Source organism: Ensifer sp. 1H6, from assembly GCF_001976035.1.
Taxonomy (GTDB): Bacteria; Pseudomonadota; Alphaproteobacteria; order Rhizobiales; family Rhizobiaceae; genus Ensifer; species Ensifer canadensis.
Map to the genome: position 1 here is coordinate 120,246 of NZ_MOAI01000005.1, position 19,515 is coordinate 139,760.

A 19,515-nucleotide genomic window follows, 5' to 3' on the forward strand; every position below is an offset into this window, starting at 1 on the left:
CCGCTTCGCTTTACTGTCAGCATTTCAGACTGAACCAATGGACGCGAGTCGGTGGCCGCTTGTCCACAGTCCACGGTCCGATTGGATCCACAATTTCATCCTGTGCCGGCAAAAGGATTCGACAGTTGCGGCATTCTGATATATCGCATGATTAATCGTTTAATCACCGATAACGGAAACCACGGCCTTGGCGCGTTCCGGACCAAAACTGACGAGGATTGCCAGAGCACTGGGCGTCTCCGCGGCGACGGTCTCCAACGCGCTCTCCGGTAAGGGGCGTGTCTCTGCCGAAATGGCCGAAAAGATCCGCGCGACGGCCGCCGAACTCGGTTATGTGCCGAGCCTCGCGGGCAGGGCGCTGCGCACCGGCCGCACCGCCGTCATCGGTCTGGTGCTTCCCGATATCGCCAATCCGCTCTTCCCGCAGATCGCGCAGGCAATCGAACTGGCTGCCTCTTCGGCCGGTTACGGCGTTCTGATCGCCGACTCCCGTGGGGACGTCACCACCCAGACCAAGGCCATCGAGCGGCTGATTGATCGCGATGTCGACGGCATGGTCATCGTGCCGCGGCGAGGGACCCGCATCGCCGATGTCGGCTGTCCCGTGGCGGTCATCGATACGCCGTCCACGCCAGGCAATACTGTTGCCGCCGACCATTGGGGCGGGGGCCGCCAGATCGCCGAGCATCTGAAAGCGCTCGGCCACCGGAGCGTGCTCGTCATCGGCAACAATCCGGCCTCCAACGTGCAGAATGACCGCATCGGCGGCATTCGCTCGGCGCTTGCCGAGGACGCATTCGTCGAAACCCTGTGGATCGAACCGCTCGAGCGCGAGCAGGGCAAGGGCTGTCCGCTCGGCCTTGCCGAGAAGGTCGCGCAAGGTTTTACCGCCTTTGCCTGCGTCTCCGATCTTCATGCGCTGAGGGCGCTGACCGAACTGCAGCGCGCCGGCATCAACGTTCCGGAGAGAGCAAGTGTTACCGGCTTTGACGATCTCATTTGGTCGCCTGTGGTAACGCCGGCACTGACCACGGCGCGCATGGACATGACGCGGATCGCCGCGATTGCCGTCGAAGCACTTGTAAAAGCGATCGGCGAGCGCGACCCGACCGATGCCGCCATCGGCGCACCGGTGACCGCCGCTAACGCCGAGGTGCCGATGCAGCTGGTCGTGCGCCAGTCGAGCGCCGCGCCGCCTAGAACACAGTTCCAGCCTGCCCAGACGATCGCCAACGCAAGTACGATTGCCGACGCCAGAACCTCAGCCCCCGAAGGAGAACACCAGCCATGAAGAAGATCCTGCTCGCCTCCAGCGCGCTTTTACTCGTCGCTGCACATGCCGCTTCCGCCCAGGAAAAGACGCTGACCATTTCCGTCTACGGTTTTGCCCAGGACGCTTTCAAGGAACTGGTCTACACGCCCTTCGAAGCCAAATGCGGCTGCAAGCTGGTCGTCGAGACCGGCAACAGCGTTGAGCGCCTCGCAAAGATGGAGGCCAACAAGGCAAGTCCGGTCGTCGATATGGCCGTCGTCTCCATGGCTGACGCTCTTTCGGCCTCGCGCGCCGGCCTGATCGAAAAGATCGACAACACGAAGCTCACGAACTTCAACAAGCTCTACGACCTTGCCAAGGACCCGAACGGCGACGGCATGAGCGTCGGCTACACCTTTTACGCAACTTCGATCGTCTACCGATCCGACAAGATGGAAGTGAACTCCTGGGCCGACCTGCTCGACGAGAAGAATGCCAGCCATGTCGCCTTCCCGAACGTCACCACAAACCAGGGCCCGCCAGCGCTCTACATGGTCGGTGAGGCGATCGGCAAGAATACGCCGGATCTGAAGGAAGCCATCGCCGCCGTCGGCGCGAAGAAGGACGAGATCGTCACGTTCTACGTCAAGTCTTCGCAGCTCGTGCAGCTGATGCAGCAGGAAGAAATCTGGGCAGCACCTATCGGTCGCTTCTCCTGGGAGGGTTTCACCAAGCTCGGCCTGCCGATCAAGTGGGCGACGCCGAAGGAAGGCCAGACGGGCGGCATGAACGTCATGGTTCTGACCAAGGGTGCCAAGAACCAGGATCTGGCGCTGGAATTCATGGACTTCTGGCTCTCGACCGAAATCCAGACGGCACTTGCCGAAAAGCTGGTCGACAGCCCGGCCAACAAGGACGTCAAGGTCGCGCCGGAAATCGCTGAAAACCTCACCTATGGCGAGGAAACCGTGAAGAGCCTCAAGCTCATTCCGTCGGCCGTCGCTCTCGACAACCGCGAAGCCTGGCTTTCCGAGTGGAACGCCCAGGTCGGCCAGTAACAGCCATCGACAAACGCCCCCATCGCCGTGATGGGGGCAGTTTTGCGGGTCGGCCGGCAACCTTTGAGCCGATCCCGCAGTGAATGAACGCGACGAAAGGAAGACCAGGGATGTTTCAGAACCGCGCCGAGGCACTGGCGCTCGCTTTGCCGGCGGCGGTCTTTGCGGCGATCGTCTTTCTGGCGCCCGTCGTCATTCTGCTCGCCGAAGGCTTTCGCAGCGCCGACAGCTGGTCGCTTACAGCGTATGTCGATTTCTTCACCGACCCGCTGAACCGCACGGTCTTCCTGCGCACGTTCCGGCTCGGTCTGATGGTGACTGCCGTCTCGGCCGTGCTCGGCTACGCCGCTGCCTTTGCGATCGTCAATCTTTCACCGCGCAGCAAGGGGCAGATGATCGGCCTTGTCGTGCTGCCGCTTATGATTTCGTCGGTCGCCCGCACCTATGCCTGGATCGTCATTCTCGGGCGCACCGGCATCGTCAACCAGGCGCTGCAGCTCATCGGCCTTTCGGACGAACCGATCCGCTTTCTCTTCACCGAGACAGCCGTGTTTATCGGCCTGTTGCAGCTGTTCCTGCCGCTGATGATCCTGTCGCTGATCAGCGCGCTCGAGAACATGCCGAAGGATGCCATTCCGGCGGCGCGCGTGCTGGGTGCCAACTGGTTCCAGGTGTTCTGGAAGGTCATTCTTCCGCTCACAAAGGAAGGTCTCGTCATTGGCGGTACCCTGGTCTTCACCGGTTCGCTGACTGCCTATATCACCCCGGCAATCCTCGGTGGCTCCAAGGTGCTGATGCTCGAGACGCTGCTCTACCAGCGCGTCACCGTCGCCAATGATTTCGTCTCGGCGAGCGTCATTGCCTTCATCCTGATCGTCATGAGCTTTGCCGCCAATCTACTCCTGAAACGGCTCGCCACCGCGAGGAACAAGCGATGACCCCCCGCGTCTTTTCTCCCCTCGTCCTGTTTCTGGTGATCGCCTTCCTGATCGGGCCGTTCTTCATCATCGTCGCGGCATCACTGTCGGGCGGCGAGACCCTGGCTTTCCCGCCACAGGGCTTCTCGCTGAAATGGGTCGCCAAGGTCTTCACCGTCGAAAGCTTCCGTGAAAGCTTCGCCGTGTCGATGTTCCTTGCCATCGGTGGTACCGCGATGGCGCTGGTGCTTGGCATTCCCGCTTCCTACGCGCTTTCGCGCTACAAGCTGCCCTTCGGCGAAACCATCCGCACGATCGTGTCGTTGCCGATCATCGTGCCTGGTATCATCGTCGGCCTGGCGCTGCTGCGCTATATCGTCGTACCTTTCGGCTTCAACATCACGCTGGCGCTCTTCCTTGCGCATACGGCGCTGGTGCTGCCCTATGCTGTGCGTGTCGTCTCAGCGAGCCTCAACAATCTGCGCTCCGATATCGAGGAAGCGGCAGTGCTGCTCGGCTCTTCGCGCGCCGGAGCCTTCTTCCGGGTGGTGATGCCGAATATTCGCAGCGGCATTCTCGCCGCCTTCATTCTCGGCTTCGTCACGAGCTTCAACCAGGTGCCGGTCTCGCTGTTCCTGTCCGGTCCTGGCGTTCGCACGCTGCCGATCGACATGCTCTCCTATATGGAGATCACCTATGACCCGTCGGTGGCCGCTCTTTCAGCGCTGCTCGCCTTCATGTCCATCGGCATCGTTTTCCTTGCCGAACGCTTCCTAGGATTTTCCCGCTATGTCTGACGCTTCCTTCCTCAGCCTCGAAAAACTCACGCTCGCCTATGGCGATACCGTTGCGGTGAAGGATCTCGACCTGTCGATCCGCAAGGGCGAACTGGTGGCGTTCCTCGGTCCATCCGGCTGCGGCAAGACGACGACGATGCGCTCGATTGCCGGGCTGCTGACGCCCGCCTCGGGCCGCATTAGCCTCGACGGTGTCGACATCACGCGGGTTTCCGCCAACAAGCGTTCGGTCGGGCTCGTCTTCCAGTCCTATGCGCTTTTTCCGCATCTGTCGGTTTTCGAAAACGTCGCCTTCGGCCTGCGCCTGAAGAAGCAGCCGGCAAACGACATCGAGACGCGTGTGACCGCCGGCCTCAAATCCGTCGGCTTGTCGAAGTTCGCCACGCGCAAGCCGGCCGAGCTTTCCGGCGGCCAGCAGCAGCGCGTCGCGCTTGCCCGCTCGATGGTGATGGAACCGAAGGTCCTGCTGCTCGACGAGCCGTTGTCGAACCTCGACGCCCGGCTGCGGCTGGAGATGCGCACCGAGCTGCAGCGTGTGCAGAAGGAAACTGGCGTGACGATGATCTTCGTCACGCACGATCAGGGCGAGGCGCTGTCGCTTGCTGACCGGATCGTGGTGATGCTCAACGGCGCCATCGAGCAGATCGGCACGCCCGAGGATATCTACAACCGTCCGGTTTCCCGCTTTGTTGCCGACTTCGTCGGCTTCGAGAACATTTTTGCGGTCGAACGCGGCAAGCTCAAAGCCGCAAACGGCCCGATCGCCCTTTCCGAATCCCTGCCGCCTGACACGGCAGGGCTTGCGTGGCGTCCGCGCATGGTGACCCTTGGTTCTGGTCCTTTCCAAGGCACTGTGCGCGGAGCCTCTTTCTCAGGCAGCACACGCGAATACCTGCTCGATACGCCGCTCGGCGCGATCAAGGCCGAGGAGGATGCCGGCCTCGCCGCGCATCAGCCGGGCACGGAACTTACCTTCGATTTGCCGGTCGCCAAGGCGGCCCGGCTCGAGCGGTTCGGGTAATCAGTAATGGGCATCTGGATCGATACGGATATGGGTTTCGACGACATCGCTGCGGTGCTCGTCGTTCTCCATGCCAATGAGACGATTGACGGCATCTCGCTCGTGTTCGGCAACACGCCGCTCGAGCAGGTCAAGCGCAATGCAGCGAGTGCGGCGATGGCATTCGGCTGGTCGTTTCCCATCCATGAGGGCCGCGCCTTGCCGGTGCTCGGCAAGCTCGAAACCGCGGAGCGGATCCTCGGGCAAACCGGCATGCCGACCGTCGGCCTGACGCTTCCGGCGGCCCCGCCGCTGCCGACGAGCGACGCCTTCGCCGCGCTCTGCCGCTGGTTGGAGGAAGCCGAGGGACCGCGTCGTATCCTGGCGCTCGGGCCGCTGACCAACCTTGCCGCGCTCTGCCTTGCCCGCCCGGATCTGGCCGCGAAGATCACCGACCTGACCTGGATGGGCGGTGGCGTGACCAGCGGCAACCATACGGCCTCCGCCGAGTTCAACGCTTTCGCCGACCCGGAAGCACTGGCGATCGTGCTGGCGCACGAATTGCCGCTGCGCATGGTCGACCTCGACCTTTGCCGCAAGGTCTTCGCCTATCCCGATGATATTGCACCCATTCGTGCCACGGGCGGTGTCAATGCCACGCTGATCGCCGATCTGCTGTCCGGCTATGTGTCCATTGGTACCAGCCGCGGCCGGCCGGGCATGGCGATCTACGATCCGACCGCTGCGGTTGCATTCGTCAATCCGGGGGCGATTTCCTTCCGCAAGGCGCGCATCGATGCGGAGCTTGCAGGCTCGCTGACGCGTGGGCGCACCGTGGTCGAGATGCGTGAAAGCCACGCAGCCTTCAATGCCGAGTATGCGACTGACGTGCATGCGGAAACGGCGCGCGCGCAAATCCTCGGCGCCCTGATGAAGGAAGCCGCCAAGTGACGCGTCTGCAGGAACCGATGGACCTGATGGATCCGGCGCTGCGCACGCGCGCGGTTGCCGCGGCACGGGGTGCGGACGCATTCGATATGCTCATCACCGGCGGCGTCGTCGTCGACATGGTCACCGGTGAAAGGCGCGCTGCCGATGTGGGCCTTGTCGGTCTGCTGATCGCCAGCGTGCATGCCCCCGGTAGCCGCAGCGACGCCGCCTCGATGGTCGATGCCTCCGGCGCCTTCCTGTTGCCGGGCCTGATCGACACGCACATGCATGTCGAAAGCTCGATGGTCACGCCCGCAACCTATGCCAATGCGGTGCTGCCGCGCGGCGTCACGACCGTAGTCTGGGACCCGCACGAATTCGGCAATGTCTGCGGCATGGCCGGCGTTCGCTGGGCTGCAGACGCCATCGTGGACCTGCCGTTGCGCTGCGTTCTGCTGGCGCCTTCCAGCGTGCCATCAGCGCCTGGCCTGGAATTGGCGGGCGCCGACTTCGATGCCGATGCCATCGCCACGATGCTTTCCTGGCCCGAGATCGGCGGCATCGCCGAGATGATGAACATGCGCGGCGTTATCGATGGCGATCCGCGCATGCACGCAATCGTCCAGGCAGGGCTTGCCGCGGGCAAGCCGGTCAACGGCCACGCGCGCGGCCTTGCCGGTGCGGACCTGCAGGCATTCGTGACCGCGGGCGTCAGCTCGGACCACGAACTGGTTTCTTCGGACGACCTGATGGCCAAGCTTCGCGCCGGGCTCTCGATCGAACTGCGCGGCTCGCACGATCACCTATTGCCCGAGTTCGTCGAGGCGCTGAATACACTCGGCCATCTGCCGCAAACCGTGACGCTTTGCACTGACGATGTCTTTCCTGATGATCTCGATCGCTCGGGTGGGCTCGACGACGTCGTGCGGCGGCTCGTGCGCTATGGCCTAAGGCCCGAATGGGCGCTTCGCGCCGCGACGCTGAACGCCGCGACCCGCCTCGGCCGTGCCGACCTCGGCCTCATCGCCCCCGGACGGCGCGCCGATATCGTGATCTTCGAGGATCTTACCGATCTCGAGGCCCGTGCCGTGATCGCCGGCGGCAAACAGGTCGCCGTTGCCGGACGGATGATCGATGCCCTGCCGAGGACCAATGTAGAAGCGCTTGCCGGCACCATGAAAATCGAGCCATTGAGCGAGACCGATTTCGCCATTGCGTCGACCGGTTCAAAGGTGAGGGTCGCTACGGTCGATCGCCCGCGCTTCACGCAGTGGGGCGAGGTTCTGGCCGCGGTCGAGAATGGCTTCGTCGTTCCGCCGCAAGGCGCAACGTTGATCGCCGTCGCTCATCGCCACGGCCGCGCCGACAGCAAGCCGCGCGTCGGCCTGCTTACCGGTTGGGGAGAGTGGCGCGGTGCATTCGCGACCACCGTTTCACACGACAGCCACAACCTGACAGTCTTCGGCGGCAATGCCCGCGACATCATGGAGGCGGCCAATGCCGTCATCGCCGCCGGTGGCGGCATGGCTGTCGCATCGGCGGGCAAGATCGACGCGGTCCTGCCGTTGCCGCTCTGCGGCCTCGTCTCCGATGCACCGTTGGCCGATGTGTCTGCCGGCTTTGCCGCCCTGCGCGATGCTGTCGGGCGGATCGTCGATTGGCAGCCGCCTTACCTCGTCTTCAAGGCCTGCTTCGGGGCAACGCTTGCCTGCAATGCAGGGCCGCACCAGACCGATCGCGGCATCGCCGATGTGCTAACCGGAAAGCTTCTCGAAAATCCGGTGCTCGAAGTCCTCTGAGGCATCAAGCACGGCGACGATTGTCGCCCTCAGACTGCTGACAACGTCAGTACGAGGAGTAAGGAAGGCTCGGCGTTAGCCAAATTCTCCTTCATTCCTGTGCCTGTCACAGGAATCTGGCCAGCCCAAGTCCTTGGGCTGAACGGTCTTTTGACCTGACGGACGTCAGCTCGCTCCGGCACGGGGCAGGAATGAGGCAGAACTGAGCGAGCCTTTCGTCAACCAGGCATTCTCAAGCTTTGTCATCATGCTCAGGCGTCGATTGACGCCCCGCTGATCCCTTCGGCAACCACCGGCCTCTACCGAAGGGGCGCGACGTTTCGGAGCAGCGGACATTCTGAGCGACGGCGTTACATGTTCAGAGGCCGGCCGAAGCACTCAGTTCCTGTTCCACCAATGTCGTCCAGAAGGTGGTGCCCGGACCAATCGCGTCGTCGTTGAAGTCATAGGCCGTGTTGTGGTGCAGTGCGCCGTCGACGGCGGGTCCGTTGCCGAGCCAGACGTAGCAGCCGGGAGCTTCGAGACCAAAGAAGGCGAAGTCGTCGCCGGCGGTCGATGGCGGAAACTGCGTGCGGGTCTTTTCGCCGAAGACGGCACGGGCTGCCGAAAGGGCGCGTTCGCTGGCGCCGGCGTCATTGACCACGGGCGGAATGCGACGCTCGAACGCGTAGTCGACCTTGATGCCATACATCTCGGCCGTACCGCGCGCCAGCCGGCCGATCTCTTCCTCGAGCTGATCGCGAACAGGAGGCGTGTAGGCGCGCGCCGTGCCGCCGATCTCGACCGTATCGGGAATGACGTTGAGCGCCTTCGGGTCGCCGGCGCGAACGGAGCAGGCGCTGACGACGGCCGGCTGTAGCGGATCGACGACGCGGCCGACGATCGATTGCAGTGAGGCGAGGAACGTGCCGGCTGCCGTCACCGGGTCGCGGCCGAGATGCGGCTTGGCGCCGTGGGTGCCGACGCCGCGGAAAGTCAACCGCCAGCTGTCGGACGAGGCGAGCTGCGGTCCGGCGACGACGGCCATCTCGTCGGGGTGAAGGCCGGGCATGTTGTGCAGGCCGTAAACCGCGTCGCAGGGGAAGAGCCGGAAGAGGCCATCCTCGACCATGCGCTTGGCACCGCCACGACCTTCTTCGGCCGGCTGGAAGATGAAATGCACCGTGCCGGAAAAATTGCGCGTCCTGGCGAGATGGCGGGCGGCGCCAAGCAGCATGGCGGTGTGGCCGTCATGGCCGCAGGCATGCATCTTGCCGGCTTCCTTCGATTTGTATGGCCGCTCGGCCAACTCCGGCATGGCGAGGGCATCCATATCGGCGCGAAGGCCGATGGAGCGGGTGCCGTTGCCGATCTGCAGCGTGCCGACGACACCGGTTTTTCCAAGGCCCCGGTGGATTTTAAGCCCGGCTTCTTCAAGCAGTTTCGCGACCAGATCGCTTGTGCGAACCTCCTCGAAGCCAAGCTCCGGATGGGCGTGGAGATCACGACGGAATTCGGTGAGGAAGGGCAGATCGTTGGTGATCCCATCTGGCACGCGCATTGTCTGGCAGTTCCTTGCATGTCTGTCGGAGAAGGGCCGTCGAATTCCCCAGATTTGCGTCTGCCGGGGCGCCCTTTCGGTTTGATCGAAGTGGTAAACGGTATAGACGAAAACCGCCGGAACCAGAACAGTGCGCCGGCGTTTTCATTGCCTTTCGTTCGAAGCCTTGGTGGCGCAGAAGAGGACAGTACCGATGCAGCCGCATGAATTCTGGCAGGATGTGTTCCCGCCGAAAAGTTTCGATACTGGAAGCGGTTATCGGGATTTCTTCCCGGCAACTCTCGAAGACGGTCGCCAGATCCTGTTGCCGATCCGGCAGCTCTCCGATGGCAAACACGCGCTGGCCTCGCTGATCATCAACCAGGCGAGTTTTGCGGTCGAAGAAGCGCTGGCAACGGAACTGGCCACCAGGCTCGCGCCGTTAAAACCGGATGTCATCGCCGGTCTGCCGACGCTGGGGCTGACCCTCGCAGCTGCCGTCGCCCGCAAGCTCGGCCATGCCCGTTACGTGCCGCTCGGAACGTCGCGCAAATTCTGGTATGTCGACGATCTCTCTGTGCCGCTGTCGTCGATCACCACGCCCGACCAGAAGAAACGGCTCTACGTCGATCCGCGCATGCTGCCGCTGCTTGAGGGCAAGCGCGTTGTGCTCGTCGACGACGTCATCTCCAGCGGCACGTCGATCGTTGCCGGCTTGACGCTGATGGAGACTTGCGGCGTCGAGCCGATCGCAATCGGTGCAGCCATGCTGCAGACCGAGCGTTGGCGACAGCCTCTGGCCGATCTTGCGCCGCGTTGGCCGGAGTGCGTGGTCGGTGTGTTCCGCACGCCGTTGCTGGCCCGAGGGGAAGACGGCGCCTGGCGCGCCGCCTGAGCCTTATCGCCGATAAAGTGCCCGCGCTATTGCGCCGGCCGGACCTCGTAATAGACGGTCGCAGCAGTGCCGGCGGTCTTGGCGATGGTGTAGACGTCGTAGGACGCCTGCGGATCGTTGCCCATGCCAAGCGAACCTGCGGGCATGCCGGGCACGGCAATGCCAGCAATGTCCGGCTTTTCGGACACAAGCTTCTGTACTGCCTCAAGCGGCACATGCCCTTCTACGACATAACCGTCGATGACGGCGGTGTGGCACCCCTCCATGTCGGCCGGCACGCCGAGCCGGGACTTGATCGGCGTCATGTCGGCTTCGTCGCGGATATCGACCTTGAAGCCTGCTGCCTCCATGGCTTCCGCCCATTGTTCGCAGCAGCCGCATTGCGGATCCTTGTAGATCGTCATCGGGCCTGCTGCGATCGCCACACCGGCCGTGAGCATCGTCATGCCCATGATCGCACCGGCGATGAAATGTCTGCGGTTGAGGTCCATCATCGGACGCTCCTTTCTTTTCAGTTCGGCCTCGTCGTCCAAGGCCCGGAATTGTCGTTATACCGGGCCTTGGACATTGGATTACTTGATCTCGGTCACAGTGAGCTTGCCATCGACCCGGTCGGCGACGAATTCGATCGCAGTGCCTTCCTTGAGCTTGGCTAGTATCGCATCATCCTTGACCCGGAACACCATGGTCATCGCAGGCATGTCGAGGTTCTTGAGATCTTCATGGGCGATGGTCACCTTCTTGGCCGAGGCGTCGAGCTTCTTGACCGTCCCCTTGGTGAATTCCGCAGCCTGCGCGGAAGCGGCGATGGCGAGAGCGGCAAACAATGTGAGGAGCGTTTTCATAGTGTCATCCTTTCAGTGGGTTACAGTTATTTCTTCACGACTTCGAGCGGCCCATGCATGCCGGCGTCGTAGTGGCCGGGGACCAGGCAGGCGAACTGGAACGTGCCGTTGTTGGTGAAGGTCCAGACGATCTCGCCGGATTTGCCGGGCTCGAGCCGGATGGCGTTCGGATCAGCGTGTTCCATGTCCGGAAACTTCTCCATCGCGGCCTTGTGCTCCTGAATCTGCGCCTTGTCGTCGAGCACGAACTCATGTTCGAGTTCGCCGACATTCTTGATGGCGAAGCGCACGGTCTGCCCCTGGCGGACTTGATGCTTGCCGGCGTGAAGATCATCTTGCCGTCGTCGGTTTCCTTCATCGTCACGCGTACGGTCTGGGTCGCCTTCTTGGCGTCGCCCGGTTTGCCGACCGACATGACATCATGACCGCCGGCGTGAGAGCCGCTGGCCAGCATCGGCGAGGCGAGCGAGGAAGCGGCGAGGAACGCCAGCGCGAAAAGTGTCGTCTTCATCTTTGTTTCCTTGGTTGTTTTGGAAGAGGTCATTGCGGTCAGCCCTTTTTTGCGGGCGGCGGCGTGATCATTGTCTTGGCATCGGTTGCCCGGTTGGTTTCCGGCAACGCGCCGGTCCATTCCCAGGCCTGCGTTCCCGGCGGGTTTTCGTACCAGCCGGGGTCGCTGTAATCGCCGGCGGAGATGCCTTCGCGCACCTTCACCACCGAGAACATGCCGCCCATCTCCAACGCGCCGTGCGGGCCCCAGCCCGTCATCATCGGGATGGTGTTGTCGGGAAGCGGCATTTCCATTTCGCCCATGTCGGCCATCCCGGCCGTGCCCATGGGCATGTAGTCGGGCTTGATCTTGCGGATCTTGGCCGCGACCTGGGTCTTGTCGGCGCCGATGAAGGTCGGGATGTCGTGGCCCATCGCATTCATCGTGTGGTGCGATTTGTGGCAATGGATCGCCCAATCGCCTTCGTACTTGGCGTCGAACTCGTAGGCGCGCATGGCGCCGACGGGGATGTCGATCGAGACCTCCGGCCACCGAGCTTCCGGGCGAACCCAGCCGCCATCGGTGCAGGTCACTTCGAAATCGTAGCCGTGCATGTGGATCGGATGGTTGGTCATCGTCAGGTTGCCGACGCGCACCCGCACCCGGTCGTTCTTGGCAACAACCAACGGATCGATGTCCGGGAAGATGCGGCTGTTCCAGCACCACATGTTGAAGTCCGTCATCTCCATGATGCGCGGAACATAGGTGCCGGGGTCGATGTCATAGGCGTTGAGTAGGAAGACGAAGTCGCGGTCGACCCGCATGAAGGCCGGATCCTTCGGGTGAATGACGAAGAAGCCCATCATGCCCATGGCCATCTGCACCATCTCGTCGGCGTGCGGGTGGTACATGAAGGTTCCGGACTTCACGAGATCGAACTCGTAGACGAACGTCTTGCCCGCAGGGATATGCGGCTGAGACAGTCCACCGACGCCATCCATCCCCGAAGGCAGGATCATGCCGTGCCAATGGATCGTCGTGTGCTCCGGCAGCTTGTTGGTGACGAAGATGCGCACCCGGTCGCCTTCGACCGCCTCGATCGTCGGCCCGGGAGACTGGCCGTTATAGCCCCAGAGATAGGCGGTCATGCCGTCGGCCATCTCGCGTTCCACCGGTTCGGCGACGAGATGGAATTCCTTGACGCCGTTGTTCATCCGGTGCGGCAGCGTCCAGCCGTTGAGCGTAACGACCGGGTTGTAGTCCGGCCCGCTCGTCGGCACGAGCGGCTTCTGGGTGGCGGCGTTGTCCATGCCTGCCGCCTCCGGCAGGCCGGATGTCGAGGTTTGCGCCCAGGCGGTGGTAGAAACGAGTGCCGCGCCGGCACCGAGGATTTGTCGTCTGTTGAACATGGTCATCGTTCCTTTCAATCCGCATCCGCTGCGGCAGGAGCGGCGGTTTCGACCGCAGTGCCTTCTTCCCCGCCGCCATGGATGGCCGTCATCAGATCGGCGTCCGCCAGCCAGAAATCGCGTTTGGCGTTGATGGAGAGGATCACCGAGTCCACCTTGGCGCGCGTGTCGGCGAGCATTTCGAAGGTGCTGGTGATCATGCCGTTGTAGCTGAGGGTGGCCTCTTCCTCGATCTTGCTGCGCAAGGGCACGACGTTGTTGCGATAATGTCTGGCGATATCGTAGCGCGATCGATAGGCCTGATAGGCCGAGCGAGCTTCCGAGCGGACGTTGACGGCCTTCTCGGCAAGCAGGTTGGCAGCGCGCATATGCGCCAGTTCCGCCTTGCGCAAGCGCGCCTGGCCGGTGTCGAAGATCGGGATGGAGAACTCCAACTCACCCTGGCCGGTGGTCTCGACCTTGGTGTCCCCGTCTTCGCGTTCGCGCTCGGCTTCTGCCCCTGCGACGAGCGTGAGTTCGCTGACGAAGCGTGTCGCGTCGGTCAACCGATAGGACTTTGCCACGGCCTCAAGCTCGAGGCGGGCCATCTGCAGGTCGACACGGCGCTTGAGCGCTTCGCCCTCGATGCTGTTCCGGTGGGCGAGGGTCTTCGGCAGGTCGCAGTCGGTTCGGGACCTGGTAGTCGGCGTCCGCTCCCCAGAGACCCATTTTCCGGGTGAGGCTTTCCTTGGCAAGTCGTGCCGCAAGCCGGGCTTGCGCCACCTGGCCGGCGAGTTCGGCATTGAAGACGTGCTCGCGTGCCTGGTCACCCTTGCCCATAGAACCGGTTTCGCCCAGCTTGGCGGCGAGTTCGGAGGATGCGTCGGCTGCGGCCTGCGCCCGGTTGAGCTGCCCGACCGTTTCCCAGGCCGAAACCGTCTCGACCCATGCGCGCCGGGTTTCTGCCGCAAGCGCAAGCGTTCGAAGGGCCGCCGCAAGTTGCGCCTGGCGAAAGCGGGTGTCGGCAACGGCGATGGTCTTCTCCCGCGTCATTAGCGCCAGGATATTGGTGGTGATCAGCCCCTCAATGGCGCGATAGGCTTGAAGCTCCGGCGCCCCGATCCCGGTGGTACCGATCGAAACAGTCGGGTTGAGGAGCATCGTTGCCTGCCAGGCATCCGCCGACGCATCGCCCAGATCCGCATAGGCGGCCTGCAGGCCCCTGTTGTTGAGAAGCGCGATCTGCACGGCGGTGTCGGCATCGACCGATTTGCGTGCCAGCAGGGCTTTCACCTGTGCTTCAGCCTTTGCGGCCTGCTCGCGGTTCTGGATCCAGACGCTTCTCTTCGCAGTGCCTGCGCTGACCTTGGCCTCGACCGCGGTAAAGCCGGCGTCCTTTGCCGAATATTCTGCGGTTGTGGTGCAGCCGGCAAGCGCCAGCGGCAAGCCGATGATCGCGGCGAGCTTGAACCTTTGCCTGCTCATGATGCGCCTCCCTTGGCGGGAGACTGGGCGTCGTTGAGCGGCACCCAGCGTTTTGGACCGACAGGCTCACGGTGGACATAGCCGGCAACAGGGCTTCGGTAAGCCTGACCGCCGGCGCCAGTGGAACTTTGCGAGGGATCGGCGAGGCTTGTGACCTCGGCAGGCATCGTGGTGGCGCATCCGCCCAAAAGGATGGGCAGGAGCGCCATGGGAAACAGACGTTTCATGGTTCAACCTGAAATGTGAATGATGGATATCGGCGTCCGACCGGCAAAGCCGGGCAGGCCAAGACCGCGCGTGCGGTCAGCTGTTCACGAAATCAGGCTCTTGGAGGGCGATGCAGACCAGCGGGCTCGCCTGGGCTGAGTTGCGACTGCAGGCCGAAGCTTAAAGCGGAGCGTGGAAGACCGAAGCGGGCTTCACCGGCGTCGGCAAGAACGGCAACGGACGCACAGAAGGTCTTGCAGCAATCCTTCTTGTCGGCCTTGCTGCTATCGCCGATGGGTTTTGCCTTGCCGCTTTCGGCACTTGGGCAATGCTCGTTCAGCGCTGAGGCACTGATATCGACCGAGGCATCTGTCTGCATCGCCGCGTGCTTTTGCATCGCCGCGTGCATCTGCATGGCTGTGTGTGATGCGACATGGGTCATGCCGGCGGCGCTGGAAAAGGGCAGCACAGCCAGCGACAGCATCGTCACCAGCTTGAGCATCGTCAGCAGACGCTGATATGCAGTTCGTACCTTTTCCATCATCAATCCGTAGAAACGCTGTCGATTCCTGTCAATGCTACCGGCGGGACCGAGGCTCACGAATGCGTGAGCCTCGGTCAGTTTCGGTCTTCAGGCCTGTCGGCGATTGCGGACCGGGTCGATGCCGGCCGGGCCGAAGCGCGCGGGCTCGAGGGCCTTGCCCGGTTCGTTGGCCATGTCGGCGAGATCGTCGAGGATCGGGCAATCCGGTCGTCCGTCGCCGTGGCAGTTGGCGGCCAGATGCTTGAGCGTCCGGCTCATAGCCTTCAACTCCTCCGCCTTGCGCTCGAGGATATCGACGTGTTCGAGCGCGATCTTCTTCACCTCACTGCTGGCGCGCGAACGATCGCGCCAGAGTGTCAAGAGGTCGGTCATCTGCTCGACGGTGAAACCGAGATCGCGGGAGCGGCGGATGAAGCGCAGGGTGTGGACGTCGTTGTCGCCGTAGTTGCGATAGCCGGCCTCGCTGCGATCGGCCGGAGGAATGAGGCCGATCGTTTCGTAATAGCGGATCATCTTCGTCGAGACGCCGGAGGCGCGTGCGACTTCGCCGATGTTCATGGCTTCACCTTTCAAGAGGCGCGCAGAGCGCGGGCATTCATCTCGAATATAGGAACTCTCCCCGGCGGACGCCATGCGGGCGTGTCCCGCCGGGGAGAGGCTTTGATGTTATCGCGCCGCTGGCGTTTGCGCGACGACGCCGCGAAAACCCCTCAGCCGAAGCGCGTTTCCGAGCACGAAGACGCTGGAAAGCGCCATGGCACCGGCGGCGAAGATCGGCGACAGCAACAGGCCATAGGGCGGATAAAGCGCGCCCGCTGCAACCGGGATCAGGACCGCGTTATAGGCAAAGGCCCAGAACAGGTTTTCTTTGATGTTGCGGATCGTTGCCTTCGACAGCGCGATCGCGTTGGGCACGCCCAGGAGATCGCCGGACATCAGCACAACATCGGCGCTTTCGATCGCGACATCGGTGCCGGTACCGATCGCAAGTCCGACATCGGCTTCGGCAAGAGCAGGCGCATCGTTGATACCGTCGCCGACGAAGGCGACGGCGCGACCGTCTGCCTTCAGGCGCTTCAGAGCAGCAATCTTGCCGTCGGGCAGCACCTCGGCGATCACTTCGTCGATCCCGAGCTTGGCGGCGATCGCTTCGGCCGTCCGGCGGTTGTCGCCGGTAATCATCGCCACCTTGAGACCGAGATCGTGCAACATGCGGATCGCCTGCGGCGTCGTTTCCTTGATCGGGTCGGCAACGGCGATGATGGCGGCAAGCTTGCCGTCGATTGCTGCATAGAGCGGGCTCTTGCCTTCCGACCCGAGGCGGGCTGCCTGGTCGGCAAACACCGAGACGTCGAGCTTCAGCCGGGTCATCAGCCGATCGGCGCCGACATGGATGCTCCGCCCATTCACCGTGGCGCTCGCGCCGAATCCGGGAACAGCCTCGAAGTTCGCGGCGGTCGGAATGGCGATGCCTTCGGACTTCGCCGCTTCGACGATTGCCTCGGCGATCGGGTGTTCCGATCGGGTTTCGACGGCGGCGACGAGTGCAAGCACCTCGCTGCGCTCAAAACCGGCTGACGTGTCGAGATCGGTCAGTTCCGGGCGACCCTTGGTGAGCGTGCCCGTCTTATCGACGGCAATGATCTCGGCATTGCGCAGTGTCTGCAACGCCTCTCCCTTGCGGAACAGCACACCCATCTCGGCGGCACGACCGGTGCCGACCATGATCGAGGTCGGGGTCGCTAGGCCCATCGCGCAGGGGCAGGCGATGATCAGCACCGCGACGGCGTTGACGAGCGCGAAGGTCAGCGCGGGATCCGGGCCGAAGACGAGCCAGATCGCGAAAGTAAGGACTGCCATGGCGATGACGGCCGGAACGAACCAGGCCGTCACCTTGTCGACCAGCGACTGGATCGGCAGCTTGGCGCCCTGGGCCTGTTCGACCATGCGAATGATCTGGGCAAGCACAGTGTCGGCACCGACCTTGGTGGCGCGGAAGGTGAAGGAGCCTGTTTTGTTGATGGTGCCGCCGACGACGTCGCGCCGGCGATCTTCTCGACGGGAACCGGCTCGCCGGTGATCATCGATTCGTCGACGTAGGAATTGCCATCGACAACGGTACCGTCGACTGGCACGCGGTCGCCGGGGCGCACCAGCACGGTGTCGCCGGCATGCACGTCGGCGAGCGGAATCTCGATCGTTTCCCCATCGCGAACGACGCGCGCCGTCTTTGCCTGCAGGCCCATCAGGTGCTTGATCGCTTCCGAGGTGCGGCCCTTGGCGCGGGCTTCAAGCACCCGACCGAGCAGGATCAGCGTCACGATGACGGCCGCGGCTTCATAATAGACGTTGGCCGTGCCCTCGGGCAAAAGCCCAGATGCGAAGGTGGCAACGACCGAATAGCCCCAGGCGGCGGCCGTGCCGATGGCGACGAGCGAATTCATGTCGGGCGCGAGACGCAACAGGGCCGGTATGCCCTTCTGGTAGAAGCGCAAGCCCGGGCCGAAGAGCACGAGCGTCGTCAACACGAACTGCAGATACCAGCTCTCCTGCATGCCGATATTGATCATGACGAAGTCGTGCACGGCCGGGATGAAGTGCGAGCCCATTTCCAGGACGAAGATCGGCAGCGTCAAGGCTGCGGCAACCAGCAACGCGCGGCTGAGACGCCGGCTTTCGCGCTCGCGCTTTTCGGCCTCCTCATCGGTGTTCGCATCGCCGGTGATGCGCTTGGCGTCATAACCGGCGGCGCGCACGGCCTCTTCGAGACTGGCGACTGTTGCAATGCCCTTGGTGAGGCGCACCGAGGCGCGCTCGGTCGCCAGGTTGACGCTGGCGTCAGCGACGCCGGGCACCGCTTTCAATGCCTTTTCGATACGGGCGACACAGGAGGCGCAGGTCATACCTTCGATTGCCAGCTCGATCGATTCCTCAGCGGCGCCATAGCCGCTGTTTTCGATTGCCTTGACGATGTCGGCGGTCTTGGTCGATCCATCGAACCTGACATCGGCCCGTTCCGTGGCAAGGTTGACAGAGGCGGATGTCACCCCTGGGACTGCTCGGATGGCCTTCTCGACGCGCGCGACGCACGAGGCACAGGTCATTCCCTCGACCGGTATGCTGGCCGTCAGGGCGTTGCCGGCGATTGCTACGGCGCTCTTCGTTTCGATGGTGGTCACGGATCCCATGATCGTGCTCCTTTTCCTTTTCTTTTATCGGAAGATGGGGCTTCCAACGATGGGAAGGTCAAGGGCGGTTTGAAACATTTCTTCATGCAGCAAGGCATCGCATTCAAATGCTCAGTGCTGGTGATGCGAATGCACGACGGCGTGACCCTTGCCACGTGCAATCAGCCAGCGATTGACGGGAAACGCGGCGGCCCCGGCAACAAGGAGCGCGACCGCAAGGCTCGCCCAGAAGAGGAGAGACGTTACGCCTGCATCCATCGCTCCGGGGATGAACAGCATCAGGGCGTTGTCGACGATTTCCATGATGACGATGGACGCCGTGTCGGCGGCAAGCGCCAGCTTCAGGACCACCGCGAACGGCATGCCTGCCTTCAGCAGCGGAAACATGGTCAGGCCGTAGCCGAAGACAAAGGCAAGGAAGACGGCGAGTGCAATGGTCTGGACATTGCCCCAACCAAGCGCCGAGCCGATGACCATGCCGAGCACCTCGCCGATGGCGCATCCTGTCAGGCAATGCACCGTGGCAGAGAGCGCGAGACAGTTGAGTGACATGCTTTCGGGTTTCGAGGGACTGGCGGTCACGCTGCGGTGATCATGTCGGTGCCCGTCGTGTTCGTCGTGTTGCATGCTCGGTCTCCGTGAAGATGGGGAGCCGGCAAGCTAGAGCTTCCCACCGTTGTAGGGTCAAGGCGTGCGGCGGCGTCAAACGACAAACGCCCCGGCTTTGGGAGCCGAGGCGCGCCAACCGGTGACTGGAGGCACCGTTGCGATCTTGATTTAGAGCTGGCGGCCCTCATAGCCTGCCGTCTTCAGCGCGTCGGCAATCGGGCCGGATGCGGCGGCGGTGTCGACGCTGATTTCGCGCGCGCCGAGATCGATCTTGACGGTTGCCTGCGGATCAACGCTCAGGATCGCCTTTTGCACGACGCCGGCGCAATGTCCGCAGGTCATGTTGTCGATCTTGTAATTCTGCATCGCTTGTCTCCTTCTTTTCGATGTGAGACAAACATGAGGTTTCCCACCGTTGGAAGGTCAAGAGGCCATTCCACTATATTTATTCGGCGTGCTTCGGCCGCCGAACCCGGTGGCGAAAGTGCCAGGAATCGGCCTGCCAATCGGCCGCAACTGCTCCGAAAAATTTGAAAGTCTTTCCTTGTCGAACCCTGGAATAGACGGCTAGCAGTCGGCCGCCGGACGACGC

General features: G+C 62.9%; 17 protein-coding genes and 3 pseudogenes. 8 read left to right on the forward strand and 12 right to left on the reverse strand.

The window, feature by feature from the left end; genetic code table 11:
• The first annotated feature begins 187 nt into the window (after positions 1 to 187).
• The 7 genes from BKP54_RS07885 to BKP54_RS07915 all read left to right on the forward strand — a co-directional run bounded on the left by BKP54_RS07885 (position 188) and on the right by BKP54_RS07915 (position 7,753).
• On the forward strand, positions 188 to 1,291 hold the full coding sequence (locus tag BKP54_RS07885) for a LacI family DNA-binding transcriptional regulator (RefSeq protein WP_082523803.1): 1,104 nt from the start codon (positions 188 to 190) through the stop codon (positions 1,289 to 1,291).
• Positions 1,288 to 2,310, forward strand: a complete 1,023-nt coding sequence (locus BKP54_RS07890) for an ABC transporter substrate-binding protein (protein ID WP_025428566.1) — start codon at positions 1,288 to 1,290, stop codon at positions 2,308 to 2,310. The genes BKP54_RS07885 and BKP54_RS07890 overlap by 4 nt, the downstream gene beginning before the upstream one ends.
• Positions 2,311 to 2,420: 110 nt before the next feature.
• Positions 2,421 to 3,248: an ABC transporter permease gene (locus BKP54_RS07895; protein WP_025428567.1), complete on the forward strand. Its 828-nt coding sequence runs from the start codon at positions 2,421 to 2,423 to the stop codon at positions 3,246 to 3,248.
• A complete protein-coding gene (locus tag BKP54_RS07900) occupies positions 3,245 to 4,024 on the forward strand; it encodes an ABC transporter permease (protein ID WP_025428568.1) in 780 nt (259 codons plus the stop codon). Before BKP54_RS07895 ends, BKP54_RS07900 begins: the two co-directional genes overlap by 4 nt.
• Positions 4,017 to 5,045, forward strand: a complete 1,029-nt coding sequence (locus BKP54_RS07905; RefSeq protein WP_057211284.1) for an ABC transporter ATP-binding protein — start codon at positions 4,017 to 4,019, stop codon at positions 5,043 to 5,045. Before BKP54_RS07900 ends, BKP54_RS07905 begins: the two co-directional genes overlap by 8 nt.
• A gap of 6 nt (positions 5,046 to 5,051) precedes the next feature.
• Positions 5,052 to 5,975, forward strand: coding sequence for a nucleoside hydrolase (locus BKP54_RS07910; protein WP_057211283.1), 924 nt, complete (start codon positions 5,052 to 5,054; stop codon positions 5,973 to 5,975).
• The gene (locus tag BKP54_RS07915; protein ID WP_128090387.1) at positions 5,972 to 7,753 is read left to right on the forward strand and encodes an adenine deaminase; all 1,782 of its coding nucleotides are present in this window, start codon (positions 5,972 to 5,974) and stop codon (positions 7,751 to 7,753) included. The genes BKP54_RS07910 and BKP54_RS07915 overlap by 4 nt, the downstream gene beginning before the upstream one ends.
• 358 nt (positions 7,754 to 8,111) lie before the next feature.
• On the opposite strand, the gene BKP54_RS07920 is transcribed toward BKP54_RS07915, so the two are convergent.
• The gene (locus tag BKP54_RS07920) at positions 8,112 to 9,293 is read right to left on the reverse strand and encodes a M20 aminoacylase family protein (RefSeq protein ID WP_057211281.1); all 1,182 of its coding nucleotides are present in this window, start codon (positions 9,291 to 9,293) and stop codon (positions 8,112 to 8,114) included.
• Between the two features lie 193 nt (positions 9,294 to 9,486).
• Between BKP54_RS07920 and BKP54_RS07925 the strand changes: the two genes are divergently transcribed.
• Positions 9,487 to 10,167, forward strand: a complete 681-nt coding sequence (locus BKP54_RS07925; protein WP_057211279.1) for a phosphoribosyltransferase — start codon at positions 9,487 to 9,489, stop codon at positions 10,165 to 10,167.
• Between the two features lie 26 nt (positions 10,168 to 10,193).
• Here the strand turns inward: BKP54_RS07925 and BKP54_RS07930 are convergent, their stop codons facing one another.
• The 11 genes and pseudogenes from BKP54_RS07930 to BKP54_RS07975 form a co-directional block, all read right to left on the reverse strand.
• Positions 10,194 to 10,619 (reverse strand): DUF411 domain-containing protein, encoded by a 426-nt coding sequence (locus BKP54_RS07930; RefSeq protein WP_225906303.1) that lies wholly within the window; start codon positions 10,617 to 10,619, stop codon positions 10,194 to 10,196.
• 120 nt (positions 10,620 to 10,739) lie between these two features.
• Complete coding sequence (locus BKP54_RS07935; RefSeq protein ID WP_057211277.1) at positions 10,740 to 11,012, reverse strand: copper-binding protein; 273 nt, start codon at positions 11,010 to 11,012, stop codon at positions 10,740 to 10,742.
• Between the two features lie 26 nt (positions 11,013 to 11,038).
• Positions 11,039 to 11,523 (reverse strand): annotated as a pseudogene (locus BKP54_RS07940) (plastocyanin/azurin family copper-binding protein).
• Between the two features lie 38 nt (positions 11,524 to 11,561).
• Positions 11,562 to 12,911, reverse strand: coding sequence for a copper oxidase (locus BKP54_RS07945; RefSeq protein WP_057211386.1), 1,350 nt, complete (start codon positions 12,909 to 12,911; stop codon positions 11,562 to 11,564).
• A gap of 14 nt (positions 12,912 to 12,925) precedes the next feature.
• Positions 12,926 to 14,375 (reverse strand): annotated as a pseudogene (locus BKP54_RS07950) (TolC family protein).
• Positions 14,372 to 14,602 carry a hypothetical protein gene (locus tag BKP54_RS34960; RefSeq protein WP_063963374.1) on the reverse strand — a complete coding sequence of 77 codons (231 nt, stop codon included), beginning with the start codon at positions 14,600 to 14,602 and terminating at the stop codon, positions 14,372 to 14,374. The pseudogene BKP54_RS07950 and the gene BKP54_RS34960 overlap by 4 nt, the downstream one beginning before the upstream one ends.
• A 92-nt stretch (positions 14,603 to 14,694) precedes the next feature.
• The gene (locus tag BKP54_RS07955; protein WP_113567519.1) at positions 14,695 to 15,123 is read right to left on the reverse strand and encodes a hypothetical protein; all 429 of its coding nucleotides are present in this window, start codon (positions 15,121 to 15,123) and stop codon (positions 14,695 to 14,697) included.
• 90 nt (positions 15,124 to 15,213) lie between these two features.
• Positions 15,214 to 15,684: a Cu(I)-responsive transcriptional regulator gene (gene cueR, locus BKP54_RS07960; RefSeq protein ID WP_025428581.1), complete on the reverse strand. Its 471-nt coding sequence runs from the start codon at positions 15,682 to 15,684 to the stop codon at positions 15,214 to 15,216.
• Between the two features lie 108 nt (positions 15,685 to 15,792).
• Positions 15,793 to 18,230: pseudogene (locus BKP54_RS07965) on the reverse strand (heavy metal translocating P-type ATPase).
• A gap of 195 nt (positions 18,231 to 18,425) precedes the next feature.
• Positions 18,426 to 18,941, reverse strand: a complete 516-nt coding sequence (locus BKP54_RS07970) for a DUF4396 domain-containing protein (RefSeq protein ID WP_057211269.1) — start codon at positions 18,939 to 18,941, stop codon at positions 18,426 to 18,428.
• Between the two features lie 150 nt (positions 18,942 to 19,091).
• Positions 19,092 to 19,289, reverse strand: a complete 198-nt coding sequence (locus BKP54_RS07975) for a heavy-metal-associated domain-containing protein (RefSeq protein ID WP_057211267.1) — start codon at positions 19,287 to 19,289, stop codon at positions 19,092 to 19,094.
• Between the last annotated feature and the right edge of the window lie 226 nt (positions 19,290 to 19,515).